16 protein-coding genes and 2 pseudogenes are annotated in these 16,700 nt (G+C 57.3%); 9 read left to right on the top strand and 9 right to left on the bottom strand.

What is annotated here, in order from left to right; all coding sequences use genetic code 11:
• Positions 1–445 precede the first annotated feature (445 nt).
• A complete protein-coding gene (locus tag ASD54_RS06910; protein WP_062553888.1) occupies positions 446–799 on the bottom strand; it encodes a MarR family winged helix-turn-helix transcriptional regulator in 354 nt (117 codons plus the stop codon).
• Between the two features lie 175 nt (positions 800–974).
• Here ASD54_RS06910 and fdxA point away from each other — a divergent pair, with 175 nt between their 5' ends.
• Both fdxA and ASD54_RS06900 read left to right on the top strand, forming a co-directional pair.
• Positions 975–1,304 (top strand): ferredoxin, encoded by a 330-nt coding sequence (gene fdxA, locus ASD54_RS06905; protein ID WP_062553887.1) that lies wholly within the window; start codon positions 975–977, stop codon positions 1,302–1,304.
• Positions 1,305–1,331: 27 nt separating this feature from the next.
• Positions 1,332–2,216, top strand: a complete 885-nt coding sequence (locus tag ASD54_RS06900; RefSeq protein ID WP_062553886.1) for a dihydrodipicolinate synthase family protein — start codon at positions 1,332–1,334, stop codon at positions 2,214–2,216.
• A gap of 3 nt (positions 2,217–2,219) precedes the next feature.
• Here ASD54_RS06900 and ASD54_RS06895 read toward each other — a convergent pair whose 3' ends face one another.
• From ASD54_RS06895 to ASD54_RS06865, 7 genes are all read right to left on the bottom strand, one after another.
• The gene (locus ASD54_RS06895; RefSeq protein WP_062553885.1) at positions 2,220–3,143 is read right to left on the bottom strand and encodes a LysR family transcriptional regulator; all 924 of its coding nucleotides are present in this window, start codon (positions 3,141–3,143) and stop codon (positions 2,220–2,222) included.
• A 40-nt stretch (positions 3,144–3,183) separates the two neighbouring features.
• Positions 3,184–3,957, bottom strand: coding sequence for an enoyl-CoA hydratase-related protein (locus ASD54_RS06890; protein WP_062553884.1), 774 nt, complete (start codon positions 3,955–3,957; stop codon positions 3,184–3,186).
• A complete protein-coding gene (locus ASD54_RS06885; RefSeq protein ID WP_062553883.1) occupies positions 3,954–5,114 on the bottom strand; it encodes a CoA transferase in 1,161 nt (386 codons plus the stop codon). Before ASD54_RS06885 ends, ASD54_RS06890 begins: the two co-directional genes overlap by 4 nt.
• Positions 5,111–6,469, bottom strand: coding sequence for an FAD-dependent oxidoreductase (locus tag ASD54_RS06880; RefSeq protein WP_062553882.1), 1,359 nt, complete (start codon positions 6,467–6,469; stop codon positions 5,111–5,113). The genes ASD54_RS06885 and ASD54_RS06880 overlap by 4 nt, the downstream gene beginning before the upstream one ends.
• An 87-nt stretch (positions 6,470–6,556) precedes the next feature.
• Positions 6,557–7,345, bottom strand: a complete 789-nt coding sequence (locus ASD54_RS06875; RefSeq protein ID WP_156379115.1) for an ABC transporter permease — start codon at positions 7,343–7,345, stop codon at positions 6,557–6,559.
• Between the two features lie 56 nt (positions 7,346–7,401).
• Positions 7,402–8,211 (bottom strand): ABC transporter ATP-binding protein, encoded by an 810-nt coding sequence (locus ASD54_RS06870; protein WP_156379114.1) that lies wholly within the window; start codon positions 8,209–8,211, stop codon positions 7,402–7,404.
• 5 nt (positions 8,212–8,216) lie between these two features.
• The gene (locus ASD54_RS06865) at positions 8,217–9,251 is read right to left on the bottom strand and encodes an ABC transporter substrate-binding protein (protein ID WP_062553879.1); all 1,035 of its coding nucleotides are present in this window, start codon (positions 9,249–9,251) and stop codon (positions 8,217–8,219) included.
• A gap of 607 nt (positions 9,252–9,858) precedes the next feature.
• Between ASD54_RS06865 and ASD54_RS26520 the strand changes: the two genes are divergently transcribed.
• From ASD54_RS26520 to ASD54_RS06845, 4 genes and pseudogenes are all read left to right on the top strand, one after another.
• On the top strand, positions 9,859–10,356 hold the full coding sequence (locus ASD54_RS26520; RefSeq protein WP_156379113.1) for a hypothetical protein: 498 nt from the start codon (positions 9,859–9,861) through the stop codon (positions 10,354–10,356).
• A 355-nt stretch (positions 10,357–10,711) separates the two neighbouring features.
• The gene (locus tag ASD54_RS06855; protein ID WP_062553878.1) at positions 10,712–11,053 is read left to right on the top strand and encodes a metalloregulator ArsR/SmtB family transcription factor; all 342 of its coding nucleotides are present in this window, start codon (positions 10,712–10,714) and stop codon (positions 11,051–11,053) included.
• Between the two features lie 2 nt (positions 11,054–11,055).
• Positions 11,056–11,514: pseudogene (locus tag ASD54_RS06850) on the top strand (SRPBCC domain-containing protein); the annotation flags it as partial.
• Positions 11,515–11,805: 291 nt separating this feature from the next.
• Positions 11,806–12,408, top strand: coding sequence for an SDR family oxidoreductase (locus ASD54_RS06845; RefSeq protein ID WP_082547123.1), 603 nt, complete (start codon positions 11,806–11,808; stop codon positions 12,406–12,408).
• Between the two features lie 274 nt (positions 12,409–12,682).
• On the opposite strand, the gene ASD54_RS27505 is transcribed toward ASD54_RS06845, so the two are convergent.
• Positions 12,683–13,108 carry a PAS domain-containing protein gene (locus ASD54_RS27505; protein ID WP_312224149.1) on the bottom strand — a complete coding sequence of 142 codons (426 nt, stop codon included), beginning with the start codon at positions 13,106–13,108 and terminating at the stop codon, positions 12,683–12,685.
• Between the two features lie 21 nt (positions 13,109–13,129).
• On the opposite strand from ASD54_RS27505, the gene ASD54_RS06840 reads away from it, so the two are divergent.
• From ASD54_RS06840 to ASD54_RS26075, 3 genes and pseudogenes are all read left to right on the top strand, one after another.
• The gene (locus ASD54_RS06840; RefSeq protein ID WP_062553876.1) at positions 13,130–13,648 is read left to right on the top strand and encodes a 2'-5' RNA ligase family protein; all 519 of its coding nucleotides are present in this window, start codon (positions 13,130–13,132) and stop codon (positions 13,646–13,648) included.
• Between the two features lie 498 nt (positions 13,649–14,146).
• Positions 14,147–15,223 (top strand): catalase family protein, encoded by a 1,077-nt coding sequence (locus ASD54_RS06835; protein ID WP_062553875.1) that lies wholly within the window; start codon positions 14,147–14,149, stop codon positions 15,221–15,223.
• A gap of 671 nt (positions 15,224–15,894) precedes the next feature.
• A pseudogene (locus ASD54_RS26075) lies at positions 15,895–16,700 on the top strand (IS3 family transposase); the annotation flags it as partial.

Below are 16,700 nucleotides of genomic sequence, written 5' to 3'. Positions count from 1 at the left end.
CGCCAAGCCCCACTGCTCGCTGTATTCGAGTTAGGCGATGAAGCCGATATGACAGATGGGCCCATAACGATACTATGAATGCAACTGCGGCAAGGTTACCAACAAGGACTTTCCAGGCATCCGACATTCGGTAGGACCATCGGTTATACTGGTGGTTTCATTCAGAGTGAACTGGAGCCACCTGTTCGCGCATAGTCACAACCGCCCAAGCGAAATGCTCTCACGCCAACTTCTGACGCGAGCATATGATAAAAAGCTAAAAGAGCAGTTTATGGAGAAACTCGGCTGATCCTTACTCATGCCAGAGCATTCTCGCTGGCTCAATTTTTGGCAAAGATGCCTTCTGAGGCTAAACCATGGATGATAAGCACGCAACGCCAGTTTTTGGTGATCAAGCGTGGTTCATAGAGGAAACGGTTCATCGGCACCCCCGCCGAATTGAGCCTTAACCCCGGAAAATTCCAGCTCCCGCTGGCCCAAAATCGGGGTGCACTTCAACAACCGTTGGAGCGAACTCAAAACTGAATAAAACTTGGGGGCAAGGTCGGGTGGTTATTCCATATCCCTCGACGATCTTTTTTTGCAGTTGCGCGAGCATTTCCCGCTCAGTCTGGTGCAGATCCCCAAACGATTCTTCAGAATTTTCGTCAGCCAGCGCAGCCAGGGCCGGCAGGATGTCAAAAGCCTTCTGCGTGATGTTCAGGATTTGGGTTCGCCGGTCAGTCGGGTCGGTGAGCCGGATGAGATATCCGCGCGCGGTAAGGCTATCCGCGAGCTTCGTGATGGCCCCCTTGGTCATTCACATACGGTCGGTCATTCATGTCGGGGCGATCATGTTTTTTGCTGCCCGGAAACCTCCGTTGCTTTTACGGCAACGAACAGTTCTCAACTCTCAACTTCCCAGCAACGCCTCGTTCTGAAACCATGCGCTGATCGCGTCCTGCATCAAGTGGCGCAGACGAGGAGCGTTGCGCATGGCCTATGTCATCACCAGTCCCTGCATCGATGTGAAGGACGGAGCCTGCACCGCGGCCTGTCCAGTCGATTGTATCTACGAGGGCGGGCGAATGTTCTACATTCACCCGGATGAATGCATCAATTGCGGCCTTTGCCTGTCGATCTGTCCCGTTGATGCAATTGCCTGGGATGAGGAGATCAAAGCCGATGCCCGAGACTTCATCGAGATCAACAGGGAATTCTTCTCGGCGAGCGTCAGCGGCCTCGGCTCTCCGGGCGGCTGGGAAAAGGTAATGCTGCCCGTCGATCATCCCGCCATCGCATCATTCGAGAAGCTATCCGCTTAAACAATTCCCTGGGGAGAAGATTGCAGCATGTCCAATATCAAGGGGGTGATCCCCGCCGTACCGACGCCGTTTACAGCAAACGGCGAAATCGCCATCGATGCCTTCATCGAACATTGCCAATGGTGCCTGAACAATGGTGCTTCCGCTCTCAACGTGCTTGGCACGACGGGCGAAGCCAATTCGCTTTCCGTTGCTCAGCGCAAGCAGGTCATGACAGCTGCGGCGACGCAACTTGACCGTTCTCGCCTGATGGTGGGAACGGCAGTGCCAGACCTGGCCACCACGATCGAATTGACGAAACTTGCCGCTGAACTCGGATTTGCGGCAGCTCTCGTCTTGCCGCCCTTCTATTACAAGCCCGTAGCGGAAGATGGGCTGTTTGCCTGGTTCAGCCGGATCATCGAGGCGACGGCGGATCGCCCCATCGACATCTACCTCTATAACTTCCCGCAGCTTACCGGCATCGCATTCAGCCCGTCCTTTGCCGCGCGCCTCAAGGCAGCTTTTCCCGAGCGTCTCAAGGGTGCGAAGGACAGTTCCGGCAATCTGGATTACGCTCGCGAACTCACGGCGATCGCAGATTTCGCGGTCTTCCCCAGCAGCGAAACATCATTGGCGCAAGCGGATCAGTCAGGCTTTGCCGGCTGCATCTCAGCCTCCGTCAATGTCGATCCTCGCTGCTCCGATCTCCTGTGGCGGGATCAAGAAAACGCTGAACTTCAGACACACGTTCGAGAGCTCAGAACCGGCATTGCCGCCTATCCGCTGGTCGCAGCCGTCAAGCATCTGGTAGGTCGCCGCAGCGGAAATCAGGTCTGGTCGAATGTCATGCCGCCCAATATGCCGCTGACCGATCCGGCTGCACAATCGTCTCTGGCGGATCTGGTTGAGGCCCGTGAAAAGGCCGCCTGAACCTCAACGGGCGACGATCTCCTCGATCGTCGCCGCAAACTTTGCGAGGCGGTCAGAGAGATATCCGGCCATGACCTCCGATGCATAGGGCAACTTGCGGGTTCTGGGAATGATCACGCCCAATTGCGCGGCTTCGTTTCTGACGCCGGAAATCGGCAGCGCCAGCACTTCACCCGACTTCAATTCCTCGTAAAAGCCCATGGGCGTATAGAAGGCGACACCCGCGCCGGAAAGGATCAGTGGCTTCAGCATCATCTGATTGTTGCTGGAAACCAATGCACGAGCATGCCGCTCCAGCGCGCCGAGTTCCAGCGAAAACATCCAGCTTGTCACGTCATTATCGAGTTGCAGCAGGAGCTTGAACTGGGCGCATTGCTCGACGGAGACTGTTTTCATCTTGGCCAGCGGGTGCCCCTTCGCAACAATTGCCATGATGGGCATAGGCACCGACGAAAGCAGGCGCACATCACCGGGCCGGGCGATATCGAATGTGATGCCCACATCCACATCGTCATCCGTCAGCAAGCGAAATATCCGGGCATAATTTTCCGTGCGAATGCGAAAGTCGACTGCCGGATGGCTGCGCATGAAATCCGTCAGGCACTGAGGCATGAAAGTGATCGCCAGACTGTCCAGACACGCAATCGGAATTCGACCGGTGATTTTCCCGGCGAGATCACCAAGCTCGCCTCGCATGACCTCGTAATCCTGCAGCGTGGCCTTAGCATGGCGAAGCACGATCCTTCCTGCCCCCGTCAGCCGCAACCCGTCCGGCAGCCGCTCGAACAATGGGATGCCGAGCTCATCCTCCAGCTTTTTGATCTGGCGACTGAGCGCGGAGGTCGCCACATGCAACTCTTCGGAGGCCTTGCGAATGGAGCCGGAGCGGGCAACGGCCGCAAAATACTTGAGGATGCTGGCGTGCATGGCGTCTCCGGCGGTTCACATCCATAGTTTTACCGCAAGCTCAGCGTCCCTTCCAGACCGGCTTTCGCTTCTCGAGAAAAGCTGTCACGCCTTCCTGCGCGTCTTCGCTTTGCAGAGCACGGACAAGCGGCTTGGTGCGCAAGGCCTGCGCCTCGGCAGGCGAAAGATGCCCCGTCCGATTGACCGTATGCTTGATGGCCTTCAGCGACAGCGGCGCACAGGCAACAATTTCACTGACCCAGCGCTCGACCGCTTCGTCCAGATACTCGGGTTGCACAACTTCATTGACAATCCCGAATTCGTACATCTCGGCGGCGCTGAATTGCCGGCCGGTCATCAGAACGGCCATGGCGCGATTATGTGGAATTTTCCGTTGCAGCAGCACCATGCCGCCATCGAGCGGCATGCGCCCCACCCGCGCCTCTGGCAGGCCGAAACGAGCATTCGATGCGGCAATCACGATATCGCAGCCGAGCACCATCTCGAACCCGCCGCCGAGCGCAAAGCCATTGACGCGTGCAATCACCGGAACATCAAGACTGCGGCGGAAGGAAAGCCCGCCGAAGCCATTGGGCCGATCTTCCGCCCAATATTCGATGCCGGATTTATCGACTCCCTTCATATCCGCACCGGCACAGAAGGCTTTTGCGCCGGACCCAGTCAGCACCACGCAGCTGATGTCGTCGCGGCCCTCGATTTCCTGCCAGATTGCTTCGAGTGCAGCTTCCGTCGCGGCATCGACAGCATTCATTCGCTCGGGCCGTTCAAGCGTGACCCGCGCGACCCGATCAATCACCACGAACTGTACGCTCATGCCGCATCCTCACGGCCATCCGGGCCAATGGATGCGAGGATTTCACCGTTGTGCTCACCAAGGCGCGGCGGCGGAATACGAACGCTGACCGGCGCGGCGGACATATCGATGGGCGAGCCGATCAACCGGATTGGCCCTGCCGCAGTTTCCCCGGCCTCCAGGATCATGCGGTTGATCAGCGTCTGCTCGTCTTCGAGCGCTTCGGCAATGGTGCGAACCGGCGCACAGAGTATATCCACCTCCTCGAGGCGCTTGACCCAATGGGCGGTTGAATTCTTCTTGAACTCCTCGCGGAAGACGGTCTGCAATTCCGGGCGATGCTGCATCTGAACGTCGAAATTGGCATAGCGCGGATTGGCTGACAGATCCTCGATCTCCAGCGCCTTGCAGATATCCTGCAGCGGGTTCTGCTTGAAGGCGCCGACCATGACGATTGCACTGTCGGTCGTCTCGAAGACGCCGGTCAGCGGAAAGGCGCCCCAGTTCAGCTCCTTGTTGCGCATCATATGCACTGTGCCTTCCTGCATCTGCATGGCAAGCATGGAGGAATAGAGGCTGACAGCCACCTGCTGGCCCTCCCCGGTTTTTCCGCGATGAAGAAGCGCCAGCAGAATTCCCTGTACGAGATGCATGCCTGCTGAGAAATCCGCGAGCGGCGTGGCGTAGATGGAAAGCGGATGGCTCTGATCGGACTTGCGCCGCATGACGCCGGATACCGCCTGAGCAAGCACATCCTGTCCGCCCTTGTGCTCGTAGGGACCCGTCAGACCGTAGCCGGTGCCGACAGCATAGATGAGCTTGGGGTTGCGCTTTTTCAGCGCCTCATAGCCAAACCCCATCCGCTCCATCACACCGGGGCGGAAATTGTTGACGACGACATCCGCCTGATCGATCAGCGCCAGCACGCTTGCGCGCGCATCTTCCCGTTTCAGATCCAGCGCCAGACTGCGCTTGTTGCGATTGAGCGAGCAGAAGACCGGGTTGTTCAGACCGTCTGGATCCGAGCCCAGCGACCAACGGGAGAGATCGCCGATCTTCTCCTTCTCTATCTTGATGACATCGGCGCCGTAGTCACCCAGCATCTGCGTGCAGCAGGGGCCAAGCATCACTTGCGTGAAATCCACGACACGAATGCCGGAAAGGGGAAGAGTGTTCATTCGGCTGCCTCCAGGTAGCTGGCATTTGCGGAAGGGGTATCGCCCGGATCGGCCCCTTGCGCGCGCATCTGTTTTTGTATGGATTTGATATCGGCTTTACGCACAGTCGTTCCGGCATTGAGGGCCACAGTGGCAGCGATGCCTGCCGCCTCGCCCATAGCCATGCAAGGTGGTATTTCACGGCTGGATTTTTGCGCCTGCGGCGTTGCCGAATAATGGCGACCGGCCACCAGCAACTGATCCACTTCCTTGGGCAGCATGGCGCGGTAGGGTGTGTAGTAGTCGCGGCCGCGGCAGACGGTATCCGCAAAATGCCTGCGGCTCATCACGTCATCCTTGGTCACCACATATTCACCCTGCAACATGCGCGTCTGGCGCACCCCCGTCTGTGGTGCAAAATCCACCACATAGGCGTCCTCAAACCCTGGAAGCTTGGCACGGGCGAACTCCATCAAGCGACCCATCCGCGCCCTGCCCTCCACTTCCGCCGCCGCCAGATCCTCAACCTTGAGGCCGGAGAGTTTCGGCATATGCGGGCAGTTGAGCCAGATCACGCCCGGCAGCGGCGTCTTCAGCCACCAATAAGACCAGCAACCGCCGATGAGACGCTTGGCTTCATGATCGAGCGCCTTGAAGGCTTCCGGCTCCTCAAACTCAAAACGTTCCGCAGCTTCCGTATCGACGCCGCCCCAGCGCGAGACGGTGGTAAGGATAAACGTATCCTCAATATGCGAGGCACCGGCATTGGCAGCCACATCCAGATCCCCGGTCGCATCGATCACGACGCCCGCCATGATGGCTTCGAGACCGGACTTGGTCTGGCACACCACGCCCTTGATGACCCCGTCTTCAACGATTGCCGAGGAGAACCAGCTATGGGTGCGAAGCTTGATACGGCATTCGGAGAAAATGTCGTAGGCCACTTGTTTGAAACCATCAGGATCGAAGGCGGCGGCATAGCAGATGGGATGTGGCGCGGTCGGCGTGTGGAAATCGAAGAGACCCCAGCGTGCCCAGCGACGCCAGCTCTCCGGCAAGTCGCGTTGATCGATCTGACGGTCATTCTCATCCGGCACGACGCAGAGGTTTTTGGAGCGCATGCGCTCGATCATCTCGGTGCAGATGCCCTGAACGGTGATCTCCAGACCATTCACCATATCATCCAGCACAAGCACCATGCCGCCAGCAGCCAGGCCGCCGAGATAAGGATAGCGCTCGATGAGCGTGACTGACGCGCCATTTCGGGCAGCAGAAATAGCGGCCGATATTCCGGCGGGTCCACCGCCGACGACAACGACATCGGATCTATCGACAATAGTCGCGGGGCGCTGAGGGATGTGAATGGTAGCGTGCATGGTCGTTCCTCCCGGTGATGCCGGCACGGTGAAGGGTTGCGCAGTCTGCAGGACGCGCGATTATTCTGGTTTCAGGTTGGTGGAGGTCTATTCGTGGCTGGAGGGCTTCCAGCGGATGACCTTCTTCTCCGCAATGGACACGACGAAGAACAGCACCACGGCCAGCGTCGCGGCGATAACCACCGTTGCGTAGAGCAATGGCGAGCGGAAGTTATAGGTTGCTTCGATGATCAGCGCGCCGAGCCCATAACTTGAGCCAATCCATTCTGCCACGATTGCACCCATGACGCTGCTGGTCGCCGCGATTTTCAGGGCCGCAAACAGGAATGGCAGAGAGGCTGGAAGACGGACCTTCCAGAAAATCTCGCTATTGCTGGCTGACAGAACCCGCATCAGATCGAGCATGGCCGGGCTCGCCGATTTCAGCCCTTGTACCATGTTGACCAAAGTCGGGAAGAAGCAGATCAACCCGGCAATGATGATCTTCGGCGCAATGCCATTGCCTACCAACAATACGAGGATTGGCGCCAGGGCTATGATGGGGATTGACTTGATGATGACGGCGATTGGATAAAAAGCCTTTTCCGCCAGCGGACTATAGACGAACCAGACCGCCAGCAGAACCGCTACCAGGTTTCCGAATACGAAACCAAGGGCCGCCTCCAGAAGGGTCGGTAGCAGATTGCTCCACAGTATCGCGCCGTTTTCCTTGAAGGCATACAGAACCGCGACCGGACTTGGTGCCATGAATGTCGGCACCGAAAAGCCCCAGACAATGAGCTGCCAGAGCAGAACACATCCGGCAATGGCAAGAACTGCGGGAAGGTTATCGACGACTGGTGCCAGCAATCGGTTTGTCCGCATGGCCCGCCGCATTGCGCCTTCCCCTGGCCGAGCATTTGCGGGTGCAATGGAATGGATAGAGTCGGCCATCAGCATTCCTCCAGAAGACGACGAAGATGCGCAGTGATGCGGATGAATTCGACTGTGTCACGCATCGCAAGGCCACGTTCGGAGGGCAGCTCCACCTTCATGAATTCCTTTACCCTGCCCGGATGGGCGGCCAGCATCAGCACATATTCGCCAAGGAACACGGCTTCCGGGATCGAATGCGTGACGAAGACGATGGTGGTGCCCGTTTCCTTCCATAGCCGGAGCAGTTCCTCGTTCAGCTTGTCGCGCGTGATTTCATCCAGCGCTCCGAATGGCTCGTCCATCAAAAGGATGCGCGGGCGTGTGACCAATGCGCGGGCGATGGCGACGCGTTGCCTCTGGCCCCCTGAAAGTTCGTGCGGCAGCGCGTTCTCGCGACCTTTTAGTCCGACGAGTGCCAGAAGCTTCCCAGGATCGGCATAGCCTGACGTATCCTCGCGCTTGCCAACTTCGAGCGGCAGCCGGACATTTTCAATTGCTGTACGCCACGGAAGGAGCGTTGCTTCCTGAAACACAAAGGCAAAATCGCGTCCCTCGCGTGCCTGCTGCGGCGTGCGGCCCAGCACGGAAATCGACCCTTCGCTGATGTGGACGAGATCGGCGATGCAGCGCAAAAGCGTGGACTTTCCACAACCCGACGGTCCGATCAACGTCACCAGCGCTCCCCTCGGGATTGTCAGGCTGACATCCTTCAGAGCCGTGAACTCCGATTGCCCGCTCCCGAAGCGGACGTCGAGATGATCCACCGACACTGCCGAAGAAACGGGATCCGGCGCTTGCATGTCGATTTTTTGCTGAGCCAAAGCCATGAGCGTTATCCCACCTGTTTGCGGATATCGGCTGTCGCCTCGAGCACAGACAGGGTCATGACATCGTCCACTGTTGGCACTTTTTCCTTGAACTGTCCGAGATCCGCATAGGACTTGATCTGGGCAGACCAGTTCTCCTTGGTCATTGCGCCCCAGCCGCCCGTCTTGGTGGTTTCATTGAAGGCGAACTTCATCAAAGGACCGATTGCCTCCATCTCGCTGGCCTTATCGAGATTGGGGAAGGCTTCGACCAGAAGGTTCACGGCCTCTTCCTGGTGGGCGCGGGCATAGCCCCATCCACGGGCGGTTGCTGCCATCCATCCGGCAAGTTCCTTCGGATGCTCTGCCAACTCCTTGTCCGTGGTATAATATACGTTTGCGTAAAGCTGGATCCCTGTATCCCAGAGCATCAGGTCTACCCTATCCTCGCCCAGCACTTTGAGAGCGTTGGTGTTAGTGATCCAGCCAACAACGGCGTCTGCCTGACCAGTGACCAACTGGTTCATATCTGCGCCCATGTTGACGATCTTGACCTTGTCTTCGGGCACATTGTTCTTCGCGAGAAGCGCACGCAGCAGGATAGCGCCGGTTGGCTGAATGGCGACCGTCTTGCCGATCATGTCCTGCGCCGTGCGGATCGGCTTACTCTTGCGGGAGAAATAGGCATAAGGGTGCTTTTGATATCCTGCCGCTATAGCCTTGATCGGCACACCCGCGCCTCTGGCGAGCATCACCGATGGACTGGACGAAATCTGACCAATTGAAGCCTGACCCGATGCCACCCCGGCAACACCATCAACGTTCGGGCCACCGGGAACAATCTCCAACTGGAGACCTTGCTCCGCGTAGTACCCCTTCTTCATCGCAACGACTTCGCCAAGCAAACCGTTCGACGCAAGCCAACCGAGTTGCATGCGAATTTTTGTGGGCGAGGCCGCCGAAGCAGGCTCTATGGTAAGAAGCGTCTGGGCTGCGGCAATGCCACCGATCGCCATGGCGGATTGGATGAAACCTCTTCTGCTGACTGCGAATTCCGACATGTCGTTCCCCTCTCTCTGTTGTTTAAGAGATTCTCATTAAAGGGATCATTGCCGAAGCATGCGTTCGCATAAAGAATAATTTTGCGCGCAATCCGTTGCCGTTTCGGCAAATGATGTGGAACGCGGCTTCTCCGGCGAAGAGGCTCTATTCCGTCGACAATCAACTTGTGTTGGTTTCCGCTTTGGCGGCGACGCGGAACTCCTACAGCTCGGTTTCGATTTACGATCGTTGGAACAAGAGAGAGAATCACTTACAATTTCGAAAATCTGCGTCCGTATCGGCTGGCAGGATGCGGTCCTCACTGACGATGGCCGGTCGAATTTGACCCGGTAACGGGGCGCGCACCTCGTTAATCCGGGGTGGCCAATCTCCGCCGAGACGATGGCAATCCATCACATTTCTCGACGAGTAAATCGCCTAAGCGCCCGTTTGGAAAGACGTCGCTCCAGCCATCCAGCGCCGCGCCTCAGCGGAGGCGGACCGTGGATCTGTACCTGGCAATGCGAGCTGTGTGTCTGGCCAGACCTGACACGGTTTTCCAACCAGATGCTACGGTATCAACGCAGACCCGAAGGCTTGGTCCACGGGCTGCCGGCGCATCGCGCCATGCAAGATGCCTACGTCACAGCGCATCACCTGCGCGAGCTGTCGAATAGTGCATCGATCGAGCGGTTTTTGCAGTCGAGCACTGAACCCGGCCTTCTCCGGCGCGTTCCGTTCCGGCCGGATCGCGGCGAGAGTTGGGATCGGCTCCGCATGGATGCGCTGCAGGACTATCTTCGCGACCGGAACGCAGACCTTCGCTTCGACGCCCAAACCGAATTGGCAAGACGTGGGGAGGATGGGCAGGCGAACACCGACAAGCCGGCACCCTTTCGAAAACATGTCGAACTGCTCTGCTATTCGGTGCTTCTTATCCCTGTCATCTGTCGGCAACGACAAAACATGCGAGCGTTCGCATATCAAGCGATGGCAGCAAGACGTCACTGCTGGCACTCATCGTGTAGTGACGGTTGTCTGGCGCGCAAGAACGCTCGAAACAAATGGGCATACCAGATGAAGCGGAGACCGCGAAAGCCGTTCGCCTCCCGCAAGACCGGCTAAAAGGGTTGCCGCAGGAGGGTCAGCATAGCACCGGCAACGCCGGGACCCGGGACCGACAGCCCCCGGCGCGCGGGGCTGCTTCTCAGATTTCAGGACCGCCACCTTGCTTCCGTGATCAGAAGTGCCCCACTTCTACGCTGGATCCAAGCCGGCAGATAAATCAGGCAGATCATGATAGTGGCATTTGGAATGCGGGAAACGGGTCATCGGGACGAGTATAGTCGGCCCGTTATAAGCTCATACCTAGCCATCCTGACAGGCCGCCGCAATCCTGAACGCTGTCGATTTTTCCGAACACTTAGCTAGTCAGCAAAGTTTTTGTCGCATGCGGCGTCGATCACGATAACATTGCATTATGGCTAAGCATGATCCCACTCTCTCGCTCTTGTTCCACGCGCTTGCGGACCCGACGCGTCGATCAATGTTGACCAAGCTCGCCGAGGGGCCGGTCAGCGTGACTGATCTCGCGGAACCGACGAGACTGCAACTGCCAACTGTGATGCGGCATCTCTCGGTGCTGGAGGAAGCGGGGCTGATAACCACGGCGAAGGATGGACGGGTTCGGACCTGCGCCATCGTGCCTGAGGCATTTGATCCCACCCGAACATGGCTCAAGCAGCAAGAAGCGCTTTGGGACGCTCGGCTGGAAGGGCTGGACTCCTTTCTGATGAAGACAATGAAAGGGTGTGAGAAATGATGGACGATATCGAGAGTACTGCCGACCGGACCATGGTGCTGCAGCGGATCATCAGGGCGCCGCGATCCGTTGTTTGGAGCGTGTGGATGAACCCGGAAACGCTACCTTTGTGGTGGGGGCCGGAAGGCTTTTCCTGCCGAACAAGGAGGATCGAGTTGCGCAGCGGCGGCGAATGGGTCTTCGACATGATAGCGCCGGAGGGAACGGCTTTCCCGAACCACCACCTTTACCACGAGGTTCAGCCTGAGGAGCGAATACGATATGCGCTGCTTTGGGGCGAGAACGGACCCAAGCATGCTGACGCCATCGTGGCGATGGAGGAAGAGGATGGCACAACCAAGGTAACCCTGACGATGATCTTCAGCACGGCTGCCGAATACCAGACGGCCAAGGGCTTCGGAGCGGAAGAACTGGGGCAGCAAACACTGACCAAACTGGAACGTTTGGCGGCATCGCACTGAAGCAATTATGGCCAGCGGCCTGTTTCTGTGCCGGATCCAAAGCCCGGACAGATGGCCGCTCCGACCAGCGAGGTGCAGAACAAAACTCTTGCAAATCTGGAGCCGTCCACACATGGCGCGCGTCGTCTCATGGTTTCCCGCCAGGCGGACGCAGGCAATGTCTCGCATAAATTGGGTTACAAAGGCGCTTCACATGTCAGTCGCTGGTACAAACACCTCTTTGGTGCTCCGCCTGGGCGTGACGCAGGATTTATGCAGGCAATTATAAACTCGAACTAGGAAGACACGGGTATTCCTGTTGCAACCGACCAACTGATCGCTGAATGGGGCGTGCCGCACATCCTCATCAACAATGCCGGCATCGACAGCAAGCCGAATGGCGATGCAGACCAGAATGCCCCATTCGAGGACTATCCGCAAAAATACTGGGACGAAGTGATCGACACCAACCTCACGGGCGTGATGCTGACCACCCAGGTGATCGGCAGCAAAATGGCCGAGGCCGGTCGCGGCTCCATCATCATGGTCGGCTCAATGTATGGTCTTGTGTCGCCTAACCAAGCGCTCTATGCCTATCGCGAAGCCCGCGACGGAAAGCCGTTCATCAAGGCGATCTCCTACGCCGCCTCGAAATCCGGCCTGGTGAACATGACCCGCTATCTCGCAACCTATTGGGCGAAGAAGGGCGTACGAGTCAATCTCGTAACCTTCGGCGGCGTCAAAACCGGCTCTTTCGACAAGGAGTTCATCGATGCATTCCTTGAGCGGGTCCCCATGGGCCGCCAGGCAGAGATCGAAGAGTTTGGCCCAATCGTGCAATTTCTCGGCTCCGACGCCTCCACTTACATGACCGGCGCCAACCTGGTTCTTGACGGCGGCTTCACCGCCTGGTGACGGCATCCGCCTTCCTGACGTCTAATCCGCTCGGCCAGCCGAGCGGGTTCTTTCTTCGAAAGCACTCGTTTGGCCACCTACCTGCACTGCATTCTCAACGATTTCTGAGTTTAAGCCACCTGTCTGAAAGCCCGTCGGCGTAACACCGAGCGCATTGACCGTCACTAGCCGACAAAAGCGGCCGCCAATCGGCATGCAAAGTGGTCACTGGCGTCAAGTGGTTGCAAGGCATCGTAAACTTAACGGGCTGTCGAGCAAAATGTGGGATCTGGCGTTATGGAATACGGGCTTGATGAACAGGCGGTTCCAAAAGGGGGGGTGCCATCCTTTTTGTAGTTGAGGAGATCAATTTCAATGGTGACGCGGAAGCAAGAGCAAGGCGTATCTGGGCGATGTCGTCGCCATTCGTTGCCGGCCCCTGCAAGAAGCGGCAATTTCTGCCTATGACCTCTAAGCGATCATAGCCTGTTAGCTTCAGGAATGCCTCATTGACAAAGACGATGGGAACGCCCGGGCTTCGGGCGTCGGCGCTATGGGACAGTTTTGTTGCAGCGGCCAAATCTTGGGCAATAGCGCAACCCGTGGCAGATGTTGCGAAGATTATCGATATCGCATTGACGCAGCTTGCAACCGAATATTCATTCAAACGGTCGGTGCGGCTGCTGCGGAACAACCGCAGCTCGATCTCAATTTCTGACACGCGGAAGGACGGTCTGGTACTTTGAAAACGCTTAAGCCGCTGATCCTGACAGCACACATTTACGACAGCGACCTTGAGCCGTTTGACCGTCTTCGTCAGGCGAACTTTCCGCGAGACCGAAACTTTCTTCGCGCCCACCTGACAATGTTTCACCGTATTCCCGGCGAATACAAGGAACAGGTTGTCCAGCATCTGATAGATGTTGCGGCAGGGCATGCTCCAATCACGGCTGTCGTCAGTGGCCTTCGTCATCTCGGTGCGGGTGTCGCGTTTTCAATTGTCAGTCCAGAGCTTCAGGCCATCCACGCCATACTGAGGCGAGCCTTCATGCCATGGCTGGGTGGGCAGGACATGCAAAAATGGCAGCCCCACATCACAATCCAGAACAAGGTCTCGAAACTGGCAGCGGATTCCCTTCATGCAGCGCTAACGAGAGAGTTTCAGCCGCATACGATCGAGATTATCGGCCTTGATCTTTGGCGGTATCTCGGCGGTCCGTGGCAGCACGAAAGCTTAGCCATATTTGGCCAAGTTCGCTGATACGAATCGTCACGGCGCCAACTCGAACTGCTCGGAAGCTACGCCTTCATCCCAGCAGTGATGGGCATTGACCTCAGCGTTGGCAACTTAACCCCAAAACGAAAAAGCCTGCCGCGGGAGGAGGTGCGGCAGGCTTTCCGAAAAAACTTAAACAACGGCTGGGAGGAGGAGTGCCGGTGTTCCGACAGACGATTCTTGGCAGGAGGAGTGGGCCGTCTGAAACCGAAGCTTTGCGGGAGGAGGTGCATCGCTTCGATAAGAATGAAGGTAGTCGGAATTGGCCTGCTGCCGGTAATCGAGAAGCGTGTTGGATCGTCGACACCGAATGGAGCAAGCGTTCGTTTTTCAATTTTCCGGAGGCGCGAACGTTGCGGTGCCACCGATTGGGCAGATGGTCTTGCCCAACCCTAAGAGGGCCTATCAAAACGCCGACGCTTGCGGAAAGGGCGGAACCTTAAATCCACGCGTCGCGTTTTGCCGCTTTACAGGAAGCGCCTCATGTCGATATCGCCACCCATCCACTTTTCATCTGATCTCGAGACCATCAACGACGATGAGCACGAGACAATTGCTGGCCTCAATCAACAATTCGATGTCATCATGCAAAAGACCGCAGAAGACTATGGTCATGCCGTGCGGTCTGTGCATGCAAAATCACATGGCATCATCGAAGCGGAAATGACGATCGCAGACGGCCTGTCGCCTGAGTTGGCCCAGGGGATGTTCGCGACGCCCGGAGTTCATAAGGTTTTCTTGCGCCTATCGACGAATGCGGGCGACATTCTCCCCGATGCCGTCTCTCTGCCGCGAGGTTTGGCCATGAAAGTGCTGGATGTTGAAGGGCCGCGCCTTCCCGATGCCGAAGGTTCCACCCAAGACTTCATCATGGTCAATGGACCCGTATTCCAGGCACCAAACGCGAAGAAATTCCTGTCAAGTCTGAAGCTCCTCGCCAAAACGACAAACCGGATGGAAGGCACCAAGACTGTGATGTCAAGCGTGCTTCAAACGGTGAACAAGGGCCTTGAGGCTGTCGGTGTCGCGAGCCCGACCATTCAATCGCTCGGCGGCGGGCCGAACTCCGATCCACTCGGCGAGACTTATTTTAGCGTTACACCGTTCCGCTACGGCGACTATGTTGCCAAGTTCAAATTGAAGCCGATCTCGCCTGACCTGACTAAACGGACGGATACCCTGATCGACGCAAGCGTCCAAGAAAATGCCATTCGCGAGACTGTTCAGGCAGAAATGCAGGAAACCCACGGAGTATGGGAATTCCAGGTCCAGCTTTGTCGTAATTTGGAGCAACAGCCTATCGAGGATCCGACGGTAGAGTGGAAAGAGGAAGACGCTCCTTTCGTCACAGTTGCGACGGTCACTGCGATGCCACAGGATAGCTGGAGCGATGCGAACGTCCAGAAGGTCGACGAAGAGATGCGGTTCAGCGTATGGACAGGCCTAGAGGCCCACCAGCCCCTCGGCAACATTAATCGGGCACGTAAAGATACCTACCGACATTCGGCAGAATTCCGTACCCGGTTCAATGGCTGCCCGTTCCACGAACCATCCCGCTGATCCCATATTATCTCGCGAGGCGTTCCAGTTGACGGAGCGACCTCGCCGTTTTTTGATCGGGAAGCATCCGTGACTGAAACCGTTCAGAACCAGCGCCCGAAGACATTCTGCCGGCAGGATTATTAAAATCGATCGCACGTGTTATCGGCGCCAAGGGACCCTCCCGAATAGTTCTTGAGCAAGTGGCCCGACAGAAGAAGCCGGGTGGTGTCATGCGAGTTTCCAGCGCCCGGCTCAAATCGGTAAACCACCGCCAATTTGAGTTTTGCGAGATTAGTGCGAAAGCAACGATTTCACATCTGACAAGCGCCCGCTGCACACCGGCTTTCTGACGCGAAATTACTGTGACGGCGCTTCACGACTGGGAAGACTACGACTCCGAACAAACCGGCCGGCTGACGCAGCTGTTGCGCCACAACATTGCAACTGTCTGACCGTGGGGAAGCCACGCGGTGCTCTTGTCACCCCGTTGTAAAACGCCACATCCATCGTGCTCTGATCCCCAAAAACTGGACCGTTCATAATTGGAGTTTTCCGCTGTAATTTCCCGGCTGGGAAAAGGAGCGGAAGCATGAAGGCATCGAAGTTCNCTGCTCTGATCCCCAAAAACTGGACCGTTCATAATTGGAGTTTTCCGCTGTAATTTCCCGGCTGGGAAAAGGAGCGGAAGCATGAAGGCATCGAAGTTCTCGGACGCCCAGAAGGCGTTCATTTTGAAGCAGGGCGACGACGGCGTGCCGGTGGCAGAGATTTGCCGGAAGGCGGGGATCAGCCAGGCGACCTATTTCAATTGGCGCAAGAAGTATGCGGGTCTGCTGCCCGACGAGATGCGCCGATTGAAGGCTCTGGAAGATGAGAACTCCAGGCTGAAGAAGATCGTTGCCGATCTGACGCTGGACCGCGAGATGCTGCAGGACGTGATCCGCCGAAAGCTCTGAGGCCTGTCCGGAAGCGCAAGCTGATCGACGGGATGCTGGTGGACTGGGGCATATCGATTCGACGGGCCTGCAAGGTCCTGAAGTTCGATACATCGACCTACCACTACAAATCCCGCCGCACCGGACAGGCCCCACTCGAACGACGCATCAAGGAGATTTGCGAGACACGTGTGCGGTATGGCTACCGCCGCGTCCATGTGCATTTGCGCCGCGACGGCTGGAAGATCAATATGAAGAAGACACGCAGAATTTACAGCGAGTTAGGGCTTCAGCTGCGCAACAAGCATCCCAAGCGGCGTGTGAAGGCAAAGCTCCGAGATGATCGTCAGGAAGCTGTCGGGCCGAACGATGTCTGGGCGATGGACTTCGTTCATGACCAGCTCGCAACCGGCAAGAAGCTGCGTATCCTGACCGTGGTCGACACGCACTCGCGCTACTGCCCGGCCGCCGACGCTCGCTTCACCTATCGCGGCGAGGATGTCGTCCAGACCCTCGAAGGCATCTGCCGAAAGACCGGCTATCCGAAGACGATCAGGGTG

Source organism: Rhizobium sp. Root149 (genome assembly GCF_001427345.1).
Taxonomy (GTDB): Bacteria; Pseudomonadota; Alphaproteobacteria; order Rhizobiales; family Rhizobiaceae; genus Neorhizobium; species Neorhizobium rhizoryzae.
This window is presented reverse-complemented; position numbering and strand designations above follow the sequence as displayed.

Excerpts from the sequence above, each read along its gene's own strand:
- ASD54_RS06910 (WP_062553888.1), bottom strand. The coding sequence starts at position 799 with ATGACCAAGGGGGCCATCACGAAGCTCGCGGATAGCCTTACCGCGCGC.
- fdxA (WP_062553887.1), top strand. The coding sequence starts at position 975 with ATGGCCTATGTCATCACCAGTCCCTGCATCGATGTGAAGGACGGAGCC.
- ASD54_RS06900 (WP_062553886.1), top strand. The coding sequence starts at position 1,332 with ATGTCCAATATCAAGGGGGTGATCCCCGCCGTACCGACGCCGTTTACA.
- ASD54_RS06895 (WP_062553885.1), bottom strand. The coding sequence starts at position 3,143 with ATGCACGCCAGCATCCTCAAGTATTTTGCGGCCGTTGCCCGCTCCGGC.
- ASD54_RS06890 (WP_062553884.1), bottom strand. The coding sequence starts at position 3,957 with ATGAGCGTACAGTTCGTGGTGATTGATCGGGTCGCGCGGGTCACGCTT.
- ASD54_RS06885 (WP_062553883.1), bottom strand. The coding sequence starts at position 5,114 with ATGAACACTCTTCCCCTTTCCGGCATTCGTGTCGTGGATTTCACGCAA.
- ASD54_RS06880 (WP_062553882.1), bottom strand. The coding sequence starts at position 6,469 with ATGCACGCTACCATTCACATCCCTCAGCGCCCCGCGACTATTGTCGAT.
- ASD54_RS06875 (WP_156379115.1), bottom strand. The coding sequence starts at position 7,345 with ATGCGGCGGGCCATGCGGACAAACCGATTGCTGGCACCAGTCGTCGAT.
- ASD54_RS06870 (WP_156379114.1), bottom strand. The coding sequence starts at position 8,211 with ATGGCTTTGGCTCAGCAAAAAATCGACATGCAAGCGCCGGATCCCGTT.
- ASD54_RS06865 (WP_062553879.1), bottom strand. The coding sequence starts at position 9,251 with ATGTCGGAATTCGCAGTCAGCAGAAGAGGTTTCATCCAATCCGCCATG.
- ASD54_RS26520 (WP_156379113.1), top strand. The coding sequence starts at position 9,859 with ATGCAAGATGCCTACGTCACAGCGCATCACCTGCGCGAGCTGTCGAAT.
- ASD54_RS06855 (WP_062553878.1), top strand. The coding sequence starts at position 10,712 with ATGGCTAAGCATGATCCCACTCTCTCGCTCTTGTTCCACGCGCTTGCG.
- ASD54_RS06835 (WP_062553875.1), top strand. The coding sequence starts at position 14,147 with ATGTCGATATCGCCACCCATCCACTTTTCATCTGATCTCGAGACCATC.